The sequence below is a fragment of the Paenibacillus sp. IHB B 3084 genome, from assembly GCF_001447315.1.
Taxonomy (GTDB): Bacteria; Bacillota; Bacilli; order Paenibacillales; family Paenibacillaceae; genus Paenibacillus.
Window position 1 is genome coordinate 3,521,669 of sequence record NZ_CP013203.1, and the last position, 13,046, is coordinate 3,534,714.

The window sequence follows — 13,046 nt, forward strand, 5'->3', positions numbered from 1 at the left end:
GTTTTGTATTTAGGCGGATAGCAGATGAAGCGATGGCGAAAAGGCCGTTCATTCTGCTTTACTTTTTTCCACACAAGGCTCTTCCACAGAATATTCCTCCAGCACCGTTGTTTTATCACCATAAACCCTGTCTAAGTGTTCTTCTCCCCATAAGCAAAAACGATCGAGCAGATCTTTAAAATCCCATCCGTATTCACTAAGCTCATACTCTACTTTGGGTGGAACCTGGTTATAGATAATGCGGTGGATGATTTCGTCCTTTTCCAGCTCTCTAAGCTGTTGGGTAAGCACTTTTTGGGTGATTTTCGGAATGAGCTGACGGAGCTCGTATGTACGTTTTCTGCCGCTGGTTAGATGGTGCAGGATGATGGCTTTCCATTTCCCGCCGATGACCTCCAAGGTCGCTTCAATCCCGAGCATATATGTTTTGGCGTTATCTTTCATTTGTTTTTCTCCCCTCGGATCTGTAGTACATGAAAAGCACTAAGGAACCTTAAAGTACCTACAGTACCTTGAGGTGCGTACTTCACACCTTCATATATATCAACCATAATAGCATCTGTAGACAGGGTTCACCAACGATGAGGAGAAAGAAGGTTAGGATAATATGAAAGTTCTATTGGTCGTTACGCATCCCAGAGAAGATTCACTTACCCTTGCGGTCATGAATCGTTTTGTAGAGGGATTGAAGGAGAATAAGCACGAGGTAGATATTCTGGACTTGGATCGGGACGGGTATAATCCGGTGTACAGCGCAGCAGATGAGTTGGATTGGAATTCACCTCATAAACAATATGCTCCTGAAACACGGAAAGAAATGGATAGAATTGTGGCCGCGGATGCTTTGGTCTTTGTGTTTCCTCTATGGTGGTACAGTGTCCCTTCCATGCTAAAGGGATACCTGGATAAAGTGTGGAACATAGGTTTACTTCAGGAGTTTACGACAAAGCAGGTTTTGTGGATGTGCTTGGCGGGAGGGACGAAAGAACATCTGATCAAGTATGAATACCACGATCTGGTAACTCAATATTTGAATAAAGCCATTGCTGGTTACGCAAGAGTGAGAGAGTCCAAGGTTGAGTTCTTCTACGATACCTTGTCCGAATCGAAAGAATACATTGAAGGTTTGCTGGAGCACGCCTATCAATTAGGCCGAGCATATAAGTAAACCTGAGGTAGCTACCCAAAGCACCTTCAAAACCACTTTTATAGTGATTTGAAAGGTGCTTTTTATTTTAAGTATGAACTGGGGATAGCTACCCTTTTATTGGCTCGTGTATAGGCGCTGGCGGTCCTCCTTGTACAGATATCCCGCCAGGCGTGCTAGTTGGACCAACGGAATGAGTTGCCCCCATTCCAGGAGCATCGCCTGTAGCATTTTTGGCCAGCTTTTGCTTTTCCCACAGCGCTCTGGCTATGACCAGCATGGAGAGTACACCGACATATAGTAACAGTGATCCAAGCTCGGGAAGCATTTCTTGTAAAGGCGCACCACGCAGTCCCATCGAGCGCACGAATTTGTACAGCCATGCAAATGGAAAGAAATCACCGATTTGGATCGCTAAAGGGGGAAACAACGATCTTGAGAGAACGGCTCCCGAGAGCACAAAAGCAGGCATGAGTACAATAACCATTCTGCCGATGGCTACTCCCGGATGTGCGGCTCCCCATGCTACCAGAATATTGAGACAAACTGTACCGAATACGTACAGAACAACCGGAATGATAAAGAGAACCGGATTGGCCTCGAAACGACTGCCCCCAAACATTTTAAGTACTCCAAGAGAGAAGATTAAACCTGCCGTCGAAAACAGCGTGTAAGGAAGAATACGCAGCAATATATTGAACGGATTTTGAAGTTCGGCAGCCAACCTTTTGGAAACCCTTAGTCTGGCAATCAGAGGCAAGCTGTTAATATTAAGCATCATAAAAGAGAACATACAGGTAAATGCAAGCACTGATGTATTCTGATAATCATTGGTTGGATTAAAGAGGGAACGTACTTCCAGAGCAATACCATTTAGGGCTCCCTGGGCCTGTTCCGCATTCATTCCGGTTTTCATAATAGCTGGAACGGACAGCCCCATATTCTCGGATACGCTAATTTCCTGCATGGCCGTGCGAATCAAAGTAATAGATTGCACATTGGTGTTATCCAGAATCAGCCCCACACGACTGGAAAGGGAACGATTGTGATTGGCCTCCAAACCCTTCGGCAGAGAAATAACAGCTAAAAATTTCTCGTGATAAAATATTGCTCAGGGTTGTCACTGTATGAAACAACCTCAGCCACGTTCATATTAGGGGAGGCATCTATTTTCTGGATGAACTCACGGCTATAGGCTGTGTTATCTTGATCCACCACGACTACGTTAGCTTCGTTAATTTGGCTGCTTGGGAGTAGCAGTGAATATCCCAGCACTGCAATCAGCGGGAAAATGATAGCTATGATCGGATACTTGGAGTGGACCAGGTACGCCCATTCATCACGAAGAGATTTCATCAGTATTCACCTCAACTGTCATACCCGGTAGCAAAGAGGACTCTTTTGGTACATACACACGTACTTGGAATGTAGCCGTATCCGCCTCACCTTTTTCACGAGACATTTTTACATTAGCGAATTGTGGTGCAGATGTAACATAACGTACAGTACCTTGCAGGTCCTTATTTAGAGCGGAGATGTGGGTTTTGATTTCTTTATTGGCTTTAAATTTCCCCACTTGGTCTTCGTTCACGTAGAGATCGTAGTATAACTCGTTGGTTTCTAAAGTAATAACGGGAGACCCTTGTCCCACGTTTTCGCCCACTTTGGTACTGATAGCAGTGATCTTGCCATCCTGCGGTGCTTTCAACACCAGACGTTCTTTTTTGAGTAATAACGTTTTAAGCTGGACTTCCTGTGTTTCCTTTTGTTGCTGTAGAAGATCAACGGCCAGCTTCTGATCTGCTAGCTGTTGACGACTTTGCTGAATGGTTTCCAGTTGTGTTTTGGAACGATCCACGGACAATTGGGCACCACGAATTTCTTCCGCTGCTTGTTTTACAGCAACAGATGCTTGTGTCGTTTGCTCTTTGGCTTGCATTCGTTCTTCTGTGGTTGCGCCATTGAGCAGCTTTTGCAGAGACTCTTGTTGCTGACTCAACTGATTTTTAGCTAAAGTCAATGATGACTCGGCATCATCCAATGCAGCTTTGGATACACTTCCTGCATCATATAGTGCTTTGTTACGATTATAGTTAGTTTGGGCCGTCTGAACGCTTTTGGTTGCGGAGGCTACTGCAATTCGCTGTTGCTGAATGTCCTCATGTCGAGCACCATCATTGACATGCTTTTCCGCTGCTGTGGCTTGACGCTCAGCCGCTTCCGCCCGTTGCAATGCCGCGTGACTCTTACTTTGAGTTACTTGAGATTGCGCAATATCAAGCTGTGCCTGCTTTTCTTGAGTTACAGCTCGTGCATAACCTAAGTCAATTGATTTTTGTTGTTGGCTAATCTGTGTGTTGAACTGGGCAATTTGTGTTCGCAGTTGCTCAATTTGCAAATCTACATCTTTGGCGTCCAGCGTCATAAGAGTAGTACCTTTTTTTACGGGAGTTTCCTCTTTTACTGGAATACTGAGGACTTTTCCGGCCACTTGTTCAAAGGATACATGAATGCTGTCCGAATTCAGTGTTGTACCTTTAACAGATCGTGAAGCATTGACTTGGTCTTGTCCGTTGGTTTGAAGGAGAAAACCTCCGCCAATAAGACAGGCAATAGAAATTAGAGGAATAATGAGACTGGTGACTTGTGTGCGATTCATTGAGTAAATACGCTCCTTTAAGTAATTAATTGGCTTAGGCATGAAGATAGAATAAATAATAGGGTATGTAGGATATTATTTATTTTAAAATTAAAAAGTAACCCGGCTAACTAAAATTTAAATTTTAGAGTTATTATGGTTTCGCTTTTTTATATATTTCTTGTGCTTGGGGAATGCCGAGTTCTATTTTTTGCAGTAACGTCAGCAATAACTCTTTTTCATCGGTGGATAGGTGGCTCATCAGCTTGGAGGTGCTTGTAAAATGTACAGGCAGTAGCCACTCCATCAATTCTGTCCCTTGGTCAGTCAGTTTGACGATACTCATACGGCGGTCAGAAGGGTGACTTTGTCTAATGACAAAACCATCGCGCTCTAGGCGGTCAATGAGTCCGGTAACGGTAGGTTTGCTTATTCCCACTTTCTCTGCAAGCTCTGTAGCCATCAGTCCTGTATTCGTGTTTCGATACAAGAGAATCAATACTGAAAACTTCCCGTGTGAAATACCGAATTTCTCAAAGCCCTCAAAACTGACTTTAAAAGTGCTGGAGGATACGCGCATAAAGAAAAGCATGGCTTCTGTGGCTCTGATATCAATCTCAGGAATACGCATAGAAAATTCTTGAAGTGCTTCACGAGTGGGCAAATCCCGTAAATCAAAATCCATAGGGTTCTCCTTTCGACTGGAAGTTATATTTAAAATTTTGTTAGCTGGCTAATCATAATACAATAATATTTTAATTACAAGCTAAATTTTATTGAGATTCCTTGTGCTTCTGTCAAAAGTCCTCAGACCATGGTAGAGCTTATTCTACGGATAAACTCTAGCATTTGTAAGAAGGAAAGCACATAAGTGAGTGCATATTTTGGTTCCAAAAATGAAAGGAATCGTTGCGATCAACGATTCCTTTTTTTAGTTATATGAGAAAGTGAAGCTTGAAGGAGAGTATACGGAGTTTATAAAATTTTATCGGAAAGCGGAAGTTTAGATTTGTTCCCTATTTTTATACCCGCCACCATCATCGTACATATGATCATAGCCAGTATGAACAAGGTTGGCACAAACGTTTGAAACAGGTCGAAGCTCAGTCCGATCAAGGCAGGTCCCAGAGAGCCTAGCAAATATCCTCCAAATTGCATCATGGCAGACCATGAGGTGGCTTCTTCTGTATGTGCTGCTTCTTCGATTGGAATGAGTAGTGCTAAAGGAAACAATCCACCAGCTCCAATGCCCAGGAAAATAGCAGCTACCCAAGGAGAAGAGTGTATCATCAGCAGGACAATGCCGATCAATTCAGATAAGCCACATAGAAGCAGCCATGTTGTTCTGTTTCCTGATTTACCGGCAAGAAGAGGGATGAAGAAGCTTACCGGGATTTGAATCAAGGTAAATAGGGTAAGCACCATACCGGCTTGAGCATGGTCTAAACCCGCAGCTTGCGCGATGGGGGCCAACCAAGCAGTCACAGCGTAAAAAATACCCGCCATACAGCCAAAAAATAAAGTAAATAAATGTACCCGTTTATTCCTGATCAAGAAAGACGAACTCCGCAGGTTTTTTGCAGGAGCTTCTCTTTTTTGGAGCAGGGGGAGAAGGAGTAACACAGCGGGAACCGCTAAAATGCTCCAGAAGCTTAGAGCGTGCTGCCAAGAGTCCATTTGTCGGAAAAGTGGCACAGAAAAGCTGGATGCAACGGCTGCACCGATTACCATGGAAACGGAATAAAGCCCGGTTAACCCTGGTTTCTCGGGAAAATATTTTTTGATAAACCCCGCAACTAAGGGTCCAGCGATTCCGATGCCCACTCCAGAGAATACAGCGGTAGCGAGCAGGAAGGAAGTATGATGAACGAACATGCGCAGGAACGTGGCTATGAGGATCAACAGCATGGCTGCAAGCAAAGATCTTTCAACACCTAAGCGACGCTGGAGCCAGATAGATGAGAGAGAGAAGAGGCCCATACAGAAAATAGGCAGCGCCGTAATTAAACTGGCAGTCACCCCGCTTAATCCCAAATGAGCTTGAATGATATCCAGTAAAGGCCCGACGGAAGTAATGGAGGGTCTTAAATTTAAGGAGATAAAAAATATAATCAGGATGAGATACACCAAACGCATACAAAACACCTCTTTTCTTTAACATTGAACTCATTGTAGATTTCGTTCTATAATAGATCAATACTATTTATTCTATATAAACAATAGTTATAAGCTATGATTTGGAGGCGAGATTCCATGGAAATTCGGCAATTGCAATATTTTCTCCGATTGTGCAAAGAGCTGCATTTTTCCGAGGCTGCCTACAAGCTGGGGATTTCGCAACCTACGCTGAGTCAGCAAATACGGGTATTAGAGGATGAGGTGGGAGTCCCTTTGTTTGACCGTATCGGCAAGAAAACCGTAAAGACGGAAGCAGGCGAGCTTCTGGAGCACTACGCTTCACAAGTCATTCAGCAATTGGAAAATGCGAAAAACGCTATATCTGATCTGACCCATCTCCATACCGGTCATTTGCGTGTTGCGGTTCTGCCCTCTGACCTGGATTATCGACTGACTCCTGTACTGATCAGCTTTCACAAGGAGTTTCCTCATACGAAGGTTCAGGTCATTCCCTCGATTGATATTTACAATGAAGTGCTCGATAATAAAGTGGATATTGGAGTAGGCTTGGGGATTCATTCGGATCATCGTTTGCACCGGATTCCTTTTTATACGGAAACGCACAGCTTGTATGTGAATACAGAACATGATTTAGCAGACAGAGATATGGTGGTACCGGAAGATTTGGCCAAAGTGCCTTTAGTGATGTTTCCCAAAGGATTTGTCGGGCGCGACCTGGTGGATCGTTGGTGTGAAGATCAAGGCGTTTTGATCCATCCTTTGATGGAAACAGGATCAGCCACGTCCCTGTTTCAACTGGTGAAAGAAGGCATAGGAGCTACGATTCAGCCGAGCCAACTGATTGAAAGCTTCGGGTCACTGGGGGTTCGTGCTATTCCGATCAAGCATGCACCTACCCGACATTTAGAAATGTTTTATCGTGTAGATAAATATGTAAGTCCAGCCGCAAAGGCCTTCATTCAAAAAATGGAGATGTTTTTTAAAAATTGAAATCCAAAGTGAGGAACCTTGAATGACGACAAAACTATATTACTCTTCTCCGACCCTTACGGAGTGGGAGACTCATATTACACGCAGCATGGAAAGAGACGGCGGATATTTTGTTATGCTGGAGGAAACGGCTTTTTATCCGCATGGAGGGGGCCAGCCATGTGATACGGGAACGATTCAGGGCGTTCCGGTGGTGGATGTTTTTCTGGAAGAGGGCGATATTTGGCATCAGGTCGAATGTTTGCCGGAGGGTGAGAAGGTAGCTTGTACGTTGGATTGGGAGCGCAGATTTGATCATATGCAGCAGCATAGTGGACAGCATTTGTTGTCGGCGATTTGTCGGGAGCTGCTGGGAGCGCAGACGGAAAGCTTTCATCTGGGACAAGAGTACGCCACAATTGATGTAAACTGTTCTGAACTGACACCTGCGCAGTTATCCGCCATCGAGAAGGAAGTGAATCGGCAAATCTATAGTAACCGTAGCATCCAAAGTTATATAGTGACGAACGAGCAATTGAAGGACATTCCACTTGTAAAAATGCCTAAAGTAACGGAGAATATCCGCATTGTCGAGATTGAAGGTATTGAATACAATGCTTGCGGCGGTACACATGTCGGCCGAACCGGGGAAATTGGAATGATCAAATGTCTGAAATGGGAGAAGCAAAAGGGGCTGGTGAGAATCCATTTTAAATGTGGCCTTCGCGCGCTTCAGGATTTTAACGAAAGTCTTCGGATTTTGGACGTGCTATCTGCGAGGTTTAACACCGGGCGCAAGGATATTTTGACCCGCTTTGAAAAGTGGGAGCAGGAGCACAAGCAGCTCAAGGCACAAGTGGACATCCTGCAAGAGGAAAATGCTTCGTATCAGGCAGCAGAGCTGCTTTCTGCTGTTCAGGGGCAGGTTCTGGCTCATATTTTTGAACAAAAAACCTTTCAGGAAGTACAGCAAATGGCTGCCAAGCTGACATCTGAACATGATTTACTTGTATTATTAGCCACAACAGCAGAAAACAAAATCATTCTGACACATAACGGCACACAGCATGTTGCCTGCGGAGCATACTTTAAAGAGCATCTGGGCGCGTTTCAGGGTAAGGGTGGCGGCAGCAACCAATCGGCTCAGGCAGCATTCTCGTCCCGTGAAGACCTTTTGAACTTTTTTGAAACCGCCCAGCGGCAGTTTATTCAGGGTTAATGCAGGATTAGTGGCTCAGGGGTAGCTTCCACTTATGTTCTTTTTCCGTAAATAAAATAAAAGAAAAAATGAGTGCTACGACAGCGCCCCAGATGGCTTTATCCCCAATAGCTAACGTCAAAAAACCTCCCAGAAAAGCCCCGACCAGAAAGGTGATCAGGATGACACCGTAACGCATGGCGCGAATGGCAGCATTCGTGTCCTTGGTCGTAATGGCGATATACACCGCCTCTGTGGCAGATCTGAGGTTCCCGGTGCTGACGGTGGAAGTGTACGGCGCATCAATGAGCTTGCGGAAGGAAGTCATTTGAACGGAAGCAACGAATGAGACGATCACCGTCACCACCGTATTGGGAACCCCCTGCGGAATCAGACCCACGATGAAAAAAATGAAAATTTCCAGCAGTAGAATGGCACGGGCCCAGTCCGGTGTCAGGCGGTGGGTGGATTTTCTCTTAATCCCTTCGGCTATAAAAACACCCAGCGAAAAGGCGATCAGGGGCGGGATATGGGCTAACGCCTGACCCCAGTTTCCCTGAATGGCTTTGACAGCCAGTAATACGATATTGCCTGTCTGAGCATTGGCGAACACACCATCTCTTCCGACAAACGTATATGTGTCCAGAAAACCCCCTACTAATGAAAGTAAAGCGCCCAGTCGTAACGATTCGGACGTTACTTGATGTAAATGGATTTTGCCTTTCATATTCACGGCATAAGCCTCCTATGCTACAACGTCGATTCCTCTAACATAGCACGACTATTCTGATTCGACAATTCCATTGGACACTGCGGCACGAAAAACAGGTGTAAAAGGAGAAAAAGTCATGGAGAATAAAGGATTTGTGGAGGCAATTCGCAGCATGACTGCGGGCGAACAAAGATTATGGCTGATAGACATCATACAAGTGACAGAAGCTGTGAAACGGAACGAAGCTTCTAAAGATGATTTGTATGAGCAAGTATCAGAGTTATATGATTACTTGCTTGAGACTCAAAACAGACGCTCATGGTGGAAGCCTGACGAGGGTGGTACGCAGGTGCATATCGTGATTGGCGATTCTTTTGCAGGGAGTATGAAAATAGCACTCAAACAACTGGGATGGGAAGATACACATCGGGTTATTTCTTTTCGGGATAACTATGCCATCGGCCCATTGTGGCAGCTTCAGCAGGAAATGGGGCGTAGGCAAAGGCGGGAATGGTTCAGAGATCATATTTATGATGAGCATGATGAGCATGATGAGGATGCTGAAAGGGATGATTTTCTGTTGCTGGAGCAGTTTGCTGCTATTCCAGCGCAGGCGGATATTACGATCTGGACGGGGAGCAATGCCCCTGAGCAGGTGGGGCTTCGTTTGAGCATGTACCTGCTGAGGAATATGTCTAACGATATTCGGATTAAAAATGCGGCAGATGCTTACAGCCGCGTATTTAAACGTCCGGATGCTACAGGCTTGAGATCAGGCGAGATACCTGCCGACAAACTACAAGCTATTCTAAGTCGAGAGGACAAGGGTGTTTCTTTAACACCAGAAGAAAGAGAACGAATGGCGGAAGAATGGTGTGAGCTGGCGATGAAGCCTGAGGTGCTACGTATATGGAAAGATGAGAGCATCGTTAATGTAGAAGAAAACTATTATGATGCCTATATTTTGAGTAAGGTGGATAAGTTGCACAAGCAGCAAGCACAGCCTGATTTTATCAAATCAGCAAGAGTGATCGGAGAAGCTATGGGACACCTGGATCAGCAGATGGGAGATGAATTTTTCGAGTATCGGCTTCGAGCCCTGATTTATGAGGGAATGCTAGAAATCAAAGGCGTTCCAGGAGCCATGAGACGTTATAGTATTAGAAAGAAAGCATCTCCAAGTCCAATAAAAAAAGGGCCTGAAAATGCTTGATCGTATTACCTATAATGTTGGGGCTCGGCTCGAACCTACTGCAAGGCATGGACGAGGGCTTCGCCAAATTCCTGTGCGCCGTCTGGACCATCAGCAGTGATGATGTCGCTATGCGCAACCACATGCTGAGTCACATATTCGACTTGATGTGTCTGGAGCTGATTCTTTTGCACATCCACTGGATAGCATGCTGCCGTTCTGCCGGAGAGCAGCCCGGTTTGAGCCACGGCTACAGAGCCTGCGCAGATGCCGGACAACAGAATTTTTTGCTCATGCGTTTGTTTCAGCAGGGCTTGGAGATCCGCGTTGTTCCACAGATGATCATTCGTGCCTGATCCGCCGATTACAGCGACTACGTCATAATCAGCAGGGACCGCGTCTGTAATAACCAGATTCGCGGTTGCTTTCCCATTGTAGTCACCGGTAATTTCGCCTGTTTGGGTACTGGCCAGCGTCACAGTAACGCCTGCTTGCTCCAGCGCTTCCTTCGGTTTAAACAATTCATCTTCATTAAAGCGTTCCGGGGGTATAATAAAAAGAGCCTTTTTACTCATCCTTCATTCCTCCTTGAATGTGAAACGATATCTATTATTGTAGAATGGCTTCGTCAGGCTGTGAAGAATGCACTTTCAAGTGCGGAGGTTACCTGCAGGTTACTATTACGGTGCAAGATCATGATGGAATAGAAGGAGTTAACCGATATATGTCTGATACGCTGAGAGAAGAAATACGGGAGAAGATCGTCAACGGAGACTATAACTGTGAAAAAGAACTGACGCTGTCAGTGTTAAGCGGCAAGTGGAAGGTCGTCATTTTATGGCATCTGGGGGTGGAAGGGCCGCACCGATTCAGTGACTTGCAAAGGCTGTTTCCAAAGCTGTCTCATAAAGTGCTGACCAATCAACTGCGAGAATTGATGGAGGATGGTATTGTACACCGGGAAGTGTATCCCGAGGTGCCCCCAAAAGTGGAATATTCAATGACCGAGCTGGGGATGACGATTTTACCGATTGTAGAGATGATGTATGATTGGGGGAAAAAACGGGTGCAGTCCATTCGTGAGGAAATGCAACGCGGCGATATATAAGTAAATCATAGGGCAACCCGTCATATGAAAATAGAACGCCTTGCGTGATGAGTACGAATTGTGCTCGGGGCAAAGGCGTTCTTTGGCATGTTAGCAGTCTGAGTCCGTGTCGGTTTAACGCAGGTTATTACTGCTCAATTGCTGGCAAAACTTCAACCCAGCGGGTAGCCCAAGTGCCGATATGATCAAACAATGGAGCTAGGTCGCGTCCCTTATCCGTAAGGGAGTATTCGATCCGAACAGGCTTTTCGGGATAGACCATACGTAGTATAATGCCTTCCTCCTCAAGCTCTTTCAAGCGATCGGAAAGGACCTTCCCGCTTAAATTGGGAATTGAATTCTCGATAGCGACGAAACGTTGCGGACCGTTAGTTAGCTGAAATACGATTAACACCGTCCAACGCTTGCTCAGTAACTCCATAGCTTTTTCAAACCGTGGGCACATTTGCGGTATGTTCATGTGATCACCTCATGCACCTATTATTAACGATCCACTGTTAAAAGTAAATGATTTTACTTTACATAAATTTATTACTTGACGAAACAGAATGATATAAATATACTTTGTTACATAAAGTAACTTAATGGATTCGATACGGACGTATATATAGCAATTTGCATCATTCGATTCCCAACGCTCGAAAGTACAATAGATAGGCGAACTAAACCGTTTCGATCTATATATTGCTGATTTGAAATCGCTCTTGGGATTGTTGCAAAATGCTTAAAATTTGATATTATAACGATGCAATTAAATTGGCAGGTACGGACTAATTGTTGAGGTCATGGTTTAGGCGCAGGAGGAAGTCAGATGAAGCTGGAATGTGAAGTGTGCGTAGTTGGAGGGGGACCAGCCGGGGCCTTGTTATCCTGTTTGTTGGCGGAGCAAGGTGTTTCGACGATATTGGTTGAGCGGCAGAGCGTGGCGGGAAAGGCTTTTCGCGGCGAAATTTTAAATGATGAGGGTCTGCAAGTGATCCAAAAGCATAAGCTGCTCGAACCAATTCATGAGGAGTACGTCCTCGCTTCGACGAGAATCGAATATTGGGAGCATCAGCAGCAGGTGAAGACGATTGAGCCAGCGGAAGGTAATGTGGGGGTTCACATTCCACAGCCTCGTTTTTTGGAGGCTCTGCTCAAGCAGGCGGCTACGTATGAGTCCTTCCGTTATTTGGCGGGTACGACGGTGACTGCGCTGGAAGGCAACAGCGAGCATGGCTACACAGGCTTGACCGCCCGCGATAAGAACGGCGATGAGGTTACGATTCGCAGCTCTGTGATTGTCGGGGCAGATGGTCGCTATTCGACCGTGCGCAAGCTGGCGCAAATGCCAGTGACGAATATCAGACACGGCTATGATCTGCTGTGGGCCAAAATTACGGCACCTGCCGGATGGGAGCCTGTCACACGTCTGGCATTGGTCAACGGGCGGCAGTTGTCTTTATTTTCGCAGGCTGAGGGCTATATTCAGATTGGCTGGAATGTAGAGGAAGGCAGCTTTCCTACCTTGTTTAAGCAGTCGTTTGAACCGTTCATACAGCTGTTGGCAGATGCATTTCCCGATCTGGAGCATAACGTGCATGATCACATTCGTTCGTGGAAGGACTTCGTACCGTTGGATATTTTCAGTAGCCGCAGTGATACGTGGTCGCAGAACGGACTGGTCCTTATTGGAGATGCGGCGCATACCATGACACCTACCGGAGCTTTTGGCTTGAATGCAGCATTGAAGGATGCCGATGTACTGGCGAGTGAGTTTCTTCGTTTGCGTCAGGAGGGTGGATATACCGTAGCGGGCCTAAAGGCGTTCGAAGACGGGCGGCGGCAGGCTGTCACCGAGCTTCAGGAACGACAGCTTACGATGGAATCCACGTTTCATGAACATTTTTTACAAGCAGAACATCAAATCATATAGAAGTAAGCTTATATAAAGGATGGTGTAG

At 45.6% G+C, this 13,046-nt stretch carries 15 protein-coding genes; 6 read left to right on the forward strand and 9 right to left on the reverse strand.

Features of this window, described 5'->3' with window-relative positions; all coding sequences use genetic code 11:
- Nucleotides 1-48: 48 nt before the first annotated feature.
- On the reverse strand, nucleotides 49-444 hold the full coding sequence (locus tag ASL14_RS16430; RefSeq protein ID WP_134912476.1) for a winged helix-turn-helix transcriptional regulator: 396 nt from the start codon (nucleotides 442-444) through the stop codon (nucleotides 49-51).
- Nucleotides 445-607: 163 nt separating this feature from the next.
- Between ASL14_RS16430 and ASL14_RS16435 the strand changes: the two genes are divergently transcribed.
- Nucleotides 608-1,168, forward strand: a complete 561-nt coding sequence (locus ASL14_RS16435; RefSeq protein ID WP_134912478.1) for an NAD(P)H oxidoreductase — start codon at nucleotides 608-610, stop codon at nucleotides 1,166-1,168.
- Nucleotides 1,169-1,256: 88 nt separating this feature from the next.
- On the opposite strand, the gene ASL14_RS16440 is transcribed toward ASL14_RS16435, so the two are convergent.
- From ASL14_RS16440 to ASL14_RS16455, 5 genes are all read right to left on the reverse strand, one after another.
- Nucleotides 1,257-2,207 carry an ABC transporter permease gene (locus ASL14_RS16440; protein WP_237171578.1) on the reverse strand — a complete coding sequence of 317 codons (951 nt, stop codon included), beginning with the start codon at nucleotides 2,205-2,207 and terminating at the stop codon, nucleotides 1,257-1,259.
- 23 nt (nucleotides 2,208-2,230) lie between these two features.
- The gene (locus ASL14_RS28160) at nucleotides 2,231-2,503 is read right to left on the reverse strand and encodes an ABC transporter permease (protein WP_223264011.1); all 273 of its coding nucleotides are present in this window, start codon (nucleotides 2,501-2,503) and stop codon (nucleotides 2,231-2,233) included.
- Nucleotides 2,487-3,806, reverse strand: a complete 1,320-nt coding sequence (locus ASL14_RS16445; protein WP_134912480.1) for an HlyD family secretion protein — start codon at nucleotides 3,804-3,806, stop codon at nucleotides 2,487-2,489. Before ASL14_RS16445 ends, ASL14_RS28160 begins: the two co-directional genes overlap by 17 nt.
- 133 nt (nucleotides 3,807-3,939) lie before the next feature.
- On the reverse strand, nucleotides 3,940-4,470 hold the full coding sequence (locus ASL14_RS16450) for a MarR family winged helix-turn-helix transcriptional regulator (RefSeq protein WP_134912482.1): 531 nt from the start codon (nucleotides 4,468-4,470) through the stop codon (nucleotides 3,940-3,942).
- 290 nt (nucleotides 4,471-4,760) lie between these two features.
- Nucleotides 4,761-5,921: an MFS transporter gene (locus ASL14_RS16455; protein ID WP_134912484.1), complete on the reverse strand. Its 1,161-nt coding sequence runs from the start codon at nucleotides 5,919-5,921 to the stop codon at nucleotides 4,761-4,763.
- Between the two features lie 117 nt (nucleotides 5,922-6,038).
- On the opposite strand from ASL14_RS16455, the gene ASL14_RS16460 reads away from it, so the two are divergent.
- Nucleotides 6,039-6,914 (forward strand): LysR substrate-binding domain-containing protein, encoded by an 876-nt coding sequence (locus tag ASL14_RS16460; protein WP_134912485.1) that lies wholly within the window; start codon nucleotides 6,039-6,041, stop codon nucleotides 6,912-6,914.
- Between the two features lie 22 nt (nucleotides 6,915-6,936).
- Entirely contained in the window at nucleotides 6,937-8,112 is a 1,176-nt protein-coding gene (locus ASL14_RS16465) for an alanyl-tRNA editing protein (RefSeq protein ID WP_134912487.1), read from the forward strand.
- Nucleotides 8,113-8,119: 7 nt separating this feature from the next.
- On the opposite strand, the gene ASL14_RS16470 is transcribed toward ASL14_RS16465, so the two are convergent.
- Nucleotides 8,120-8,824, reverse strand: coding sequence for a YoaK family protein (locus ASL14_RS16470; protein ID WP_134912489.1), 705 nt, complete (start codon nucleotides 8,822-8,824; stop codon nucleotides 8,120-8,122).
- A gap of 115 nt (nucleotides 8,825-8,939) precedes the next feature.
- Here ASL14_RS16470 and ASL14_RS16475 point away from each other — a divergent pair, with 115 nt between their 5' ends.
- Complete coding sequence (locus tag ASL14_RS16475; protein WP_134912491.1) at nucleotides 8,940-10,016, forward strand: DUF1835 domain-containing protein; 1,077 nt, start codon at nucleotides 8,940-8,942, stop codon at nucleotides 10,014-10,016.
- Between the two features lie 35 nt (nucleotides 10,017-10,051).
- Here the strand turns inward: ASL14_RS16475 and ASL14_RS16480 are convergent, their stop codons facing one another.
- A complete protein-coding gene (locus tag ASL14_RS16480) occupies nucleotides 10,052-10,570 on the reverse strand; it encodes a DJ-1/PfpI family protein (protein ID WP_134912493.1) in 519 nt (172 codons plus the stop codon).
- 149 nt (nucleotides 10,571-10,719) lie between these two features.
- Here ASL14_RS16480 and ASL14_RS16485 point away from each other — a divergent pair, with 149 nt between their 5' ends.
- Nucleotides 10,720-11,103, forward strand: a complete 384-nt coding sequence (locus ASL14_RS16485) for a winged helix-turn-helix transcriptional regulator (RefSeq protein WP_134912495.1) — start codon at nucleotides 10,720-10,722, stop codon at nucleotides 11,101-11,103.
- A gap of 127 nt (nucleotides 11,104-11,230) precedes the next feature.
- Here ASL14_RS16485 and ASL14_RS16490 read toward each other — a convergent pair whose 3' ends face one another.
- Entirely contained in the window at nucleotides 11,231-11,563 is a 333-nt protein-coding gene (locus tag ASL14_RS16490; RefSeq protein ID WP_044644569.1) for a winged helix-turn-helix transcriptional regulator, read from the reverse strand.
- Between the two features lie 351 nt (nucleotides 11,564-11,914).
- Here ASL14_RS16490 and ASL14_RS16495 point away from each other — a divergent pair, with 351 nt between their 5' ends.
- Entirely contained in the window at nucleotides 11,915-13,018 is a 1,104-nt protein-coding gene (locus ASL14_RS16495; protein ID WP_134912497.1) for an FAD-dependent monooxygenase, read from the forward strand.
- Nucleotides 13,019-13,046 lie beyond the last annotated feature (28 nt).

Coding starts and splice junctions, on each gene's coding strand:
- ASL14_RS16435 (WP_134912478.1), top strand. CDS start 608: ATGAAAGTTCTATTGGTCGTTACGCATCCCAGAGAAGATTCACTTACC.
- ASL14_RS16475 (WP_134912491.1), top strand. CDS start 8,940: ATGGAGAATAAAGGATTTGTGGAGGCAATTCGCAGCATGACTGCGGGC.
- ASL14_RS16455 (WP_134912484.1), bottom strand. CDS start 5,921: ATGCGTTTGGTGTATCTCATCCTGATTATATTTTTTATCTCCTTAAAT.
- ASL14_RS16460 (WP_134912485.1), top strand. CDS start 6,039: ATGGAAATTCGGCAATTGCAATATTTTCTCCGATTGTGCAAAGAGCTG.
- ASL14_RS16430 (WP_134912476.1), bottom strand. CDS start 444: ATGAAAGATAACGCCAAAACATATATGCTCGGGATTGAAGCGACCTTG.
- ASL14_RS16490 (WP_044644569.1), bottom strand. CDS start 11,563: ATGAACATACCGCAAATGTGCCCACGGTTTGAAAAAGCTATGGAGTTA.
- ASL14_RS16480 (WP_134912493.1), bottom strand. CDS start 10,570: ATGAGTAAAAAGGCTCTTTTTATTATACCCCCGGAACGCTTTAATGAA.
- ASL14_RS16485 (WP_134912495.1), top strand. CDS start 10,720: ATGTCTGATACGCTGAGAGAAGAAATACGGGAGAAGATCGTCAACGGA.
- ASL14_RS16450 (WP_134912482.1), bottom strand. CDS start 4,470: ATGGATTTTGATTTACGGGATTTGCCCACTCGTGAAGCACTTCAAGAA.
- ASL14_RS16465 (WP_134912487.1), top strand. CDS start 6,937: ATGACGACAAAACTATATTACTCTTCTCCGACCCTTACGGAGTGGGAG.
- ASL14_RS16495 (WP_134912497.1), top strand. CDS start 11,915: ATGAAGCTGGAATGTGAAGTGTGCGTAGTTGGAGGGGGACCAGCCGGG.
- ASL14_RS28160 (WP_223264011.1), bottom strand. CDS start 2,503: ATGAAATCTCTTCGTGATGAATGGGCGTACCTGGTCCACTCCAAGTAT.
- ASL14_RS16445 (WP_134912480.1), bottom strand. CDS start 3,806: ATGAATCGCACACAAGTCACCAGTCTCATTATTCCTCTAATTTCTATT.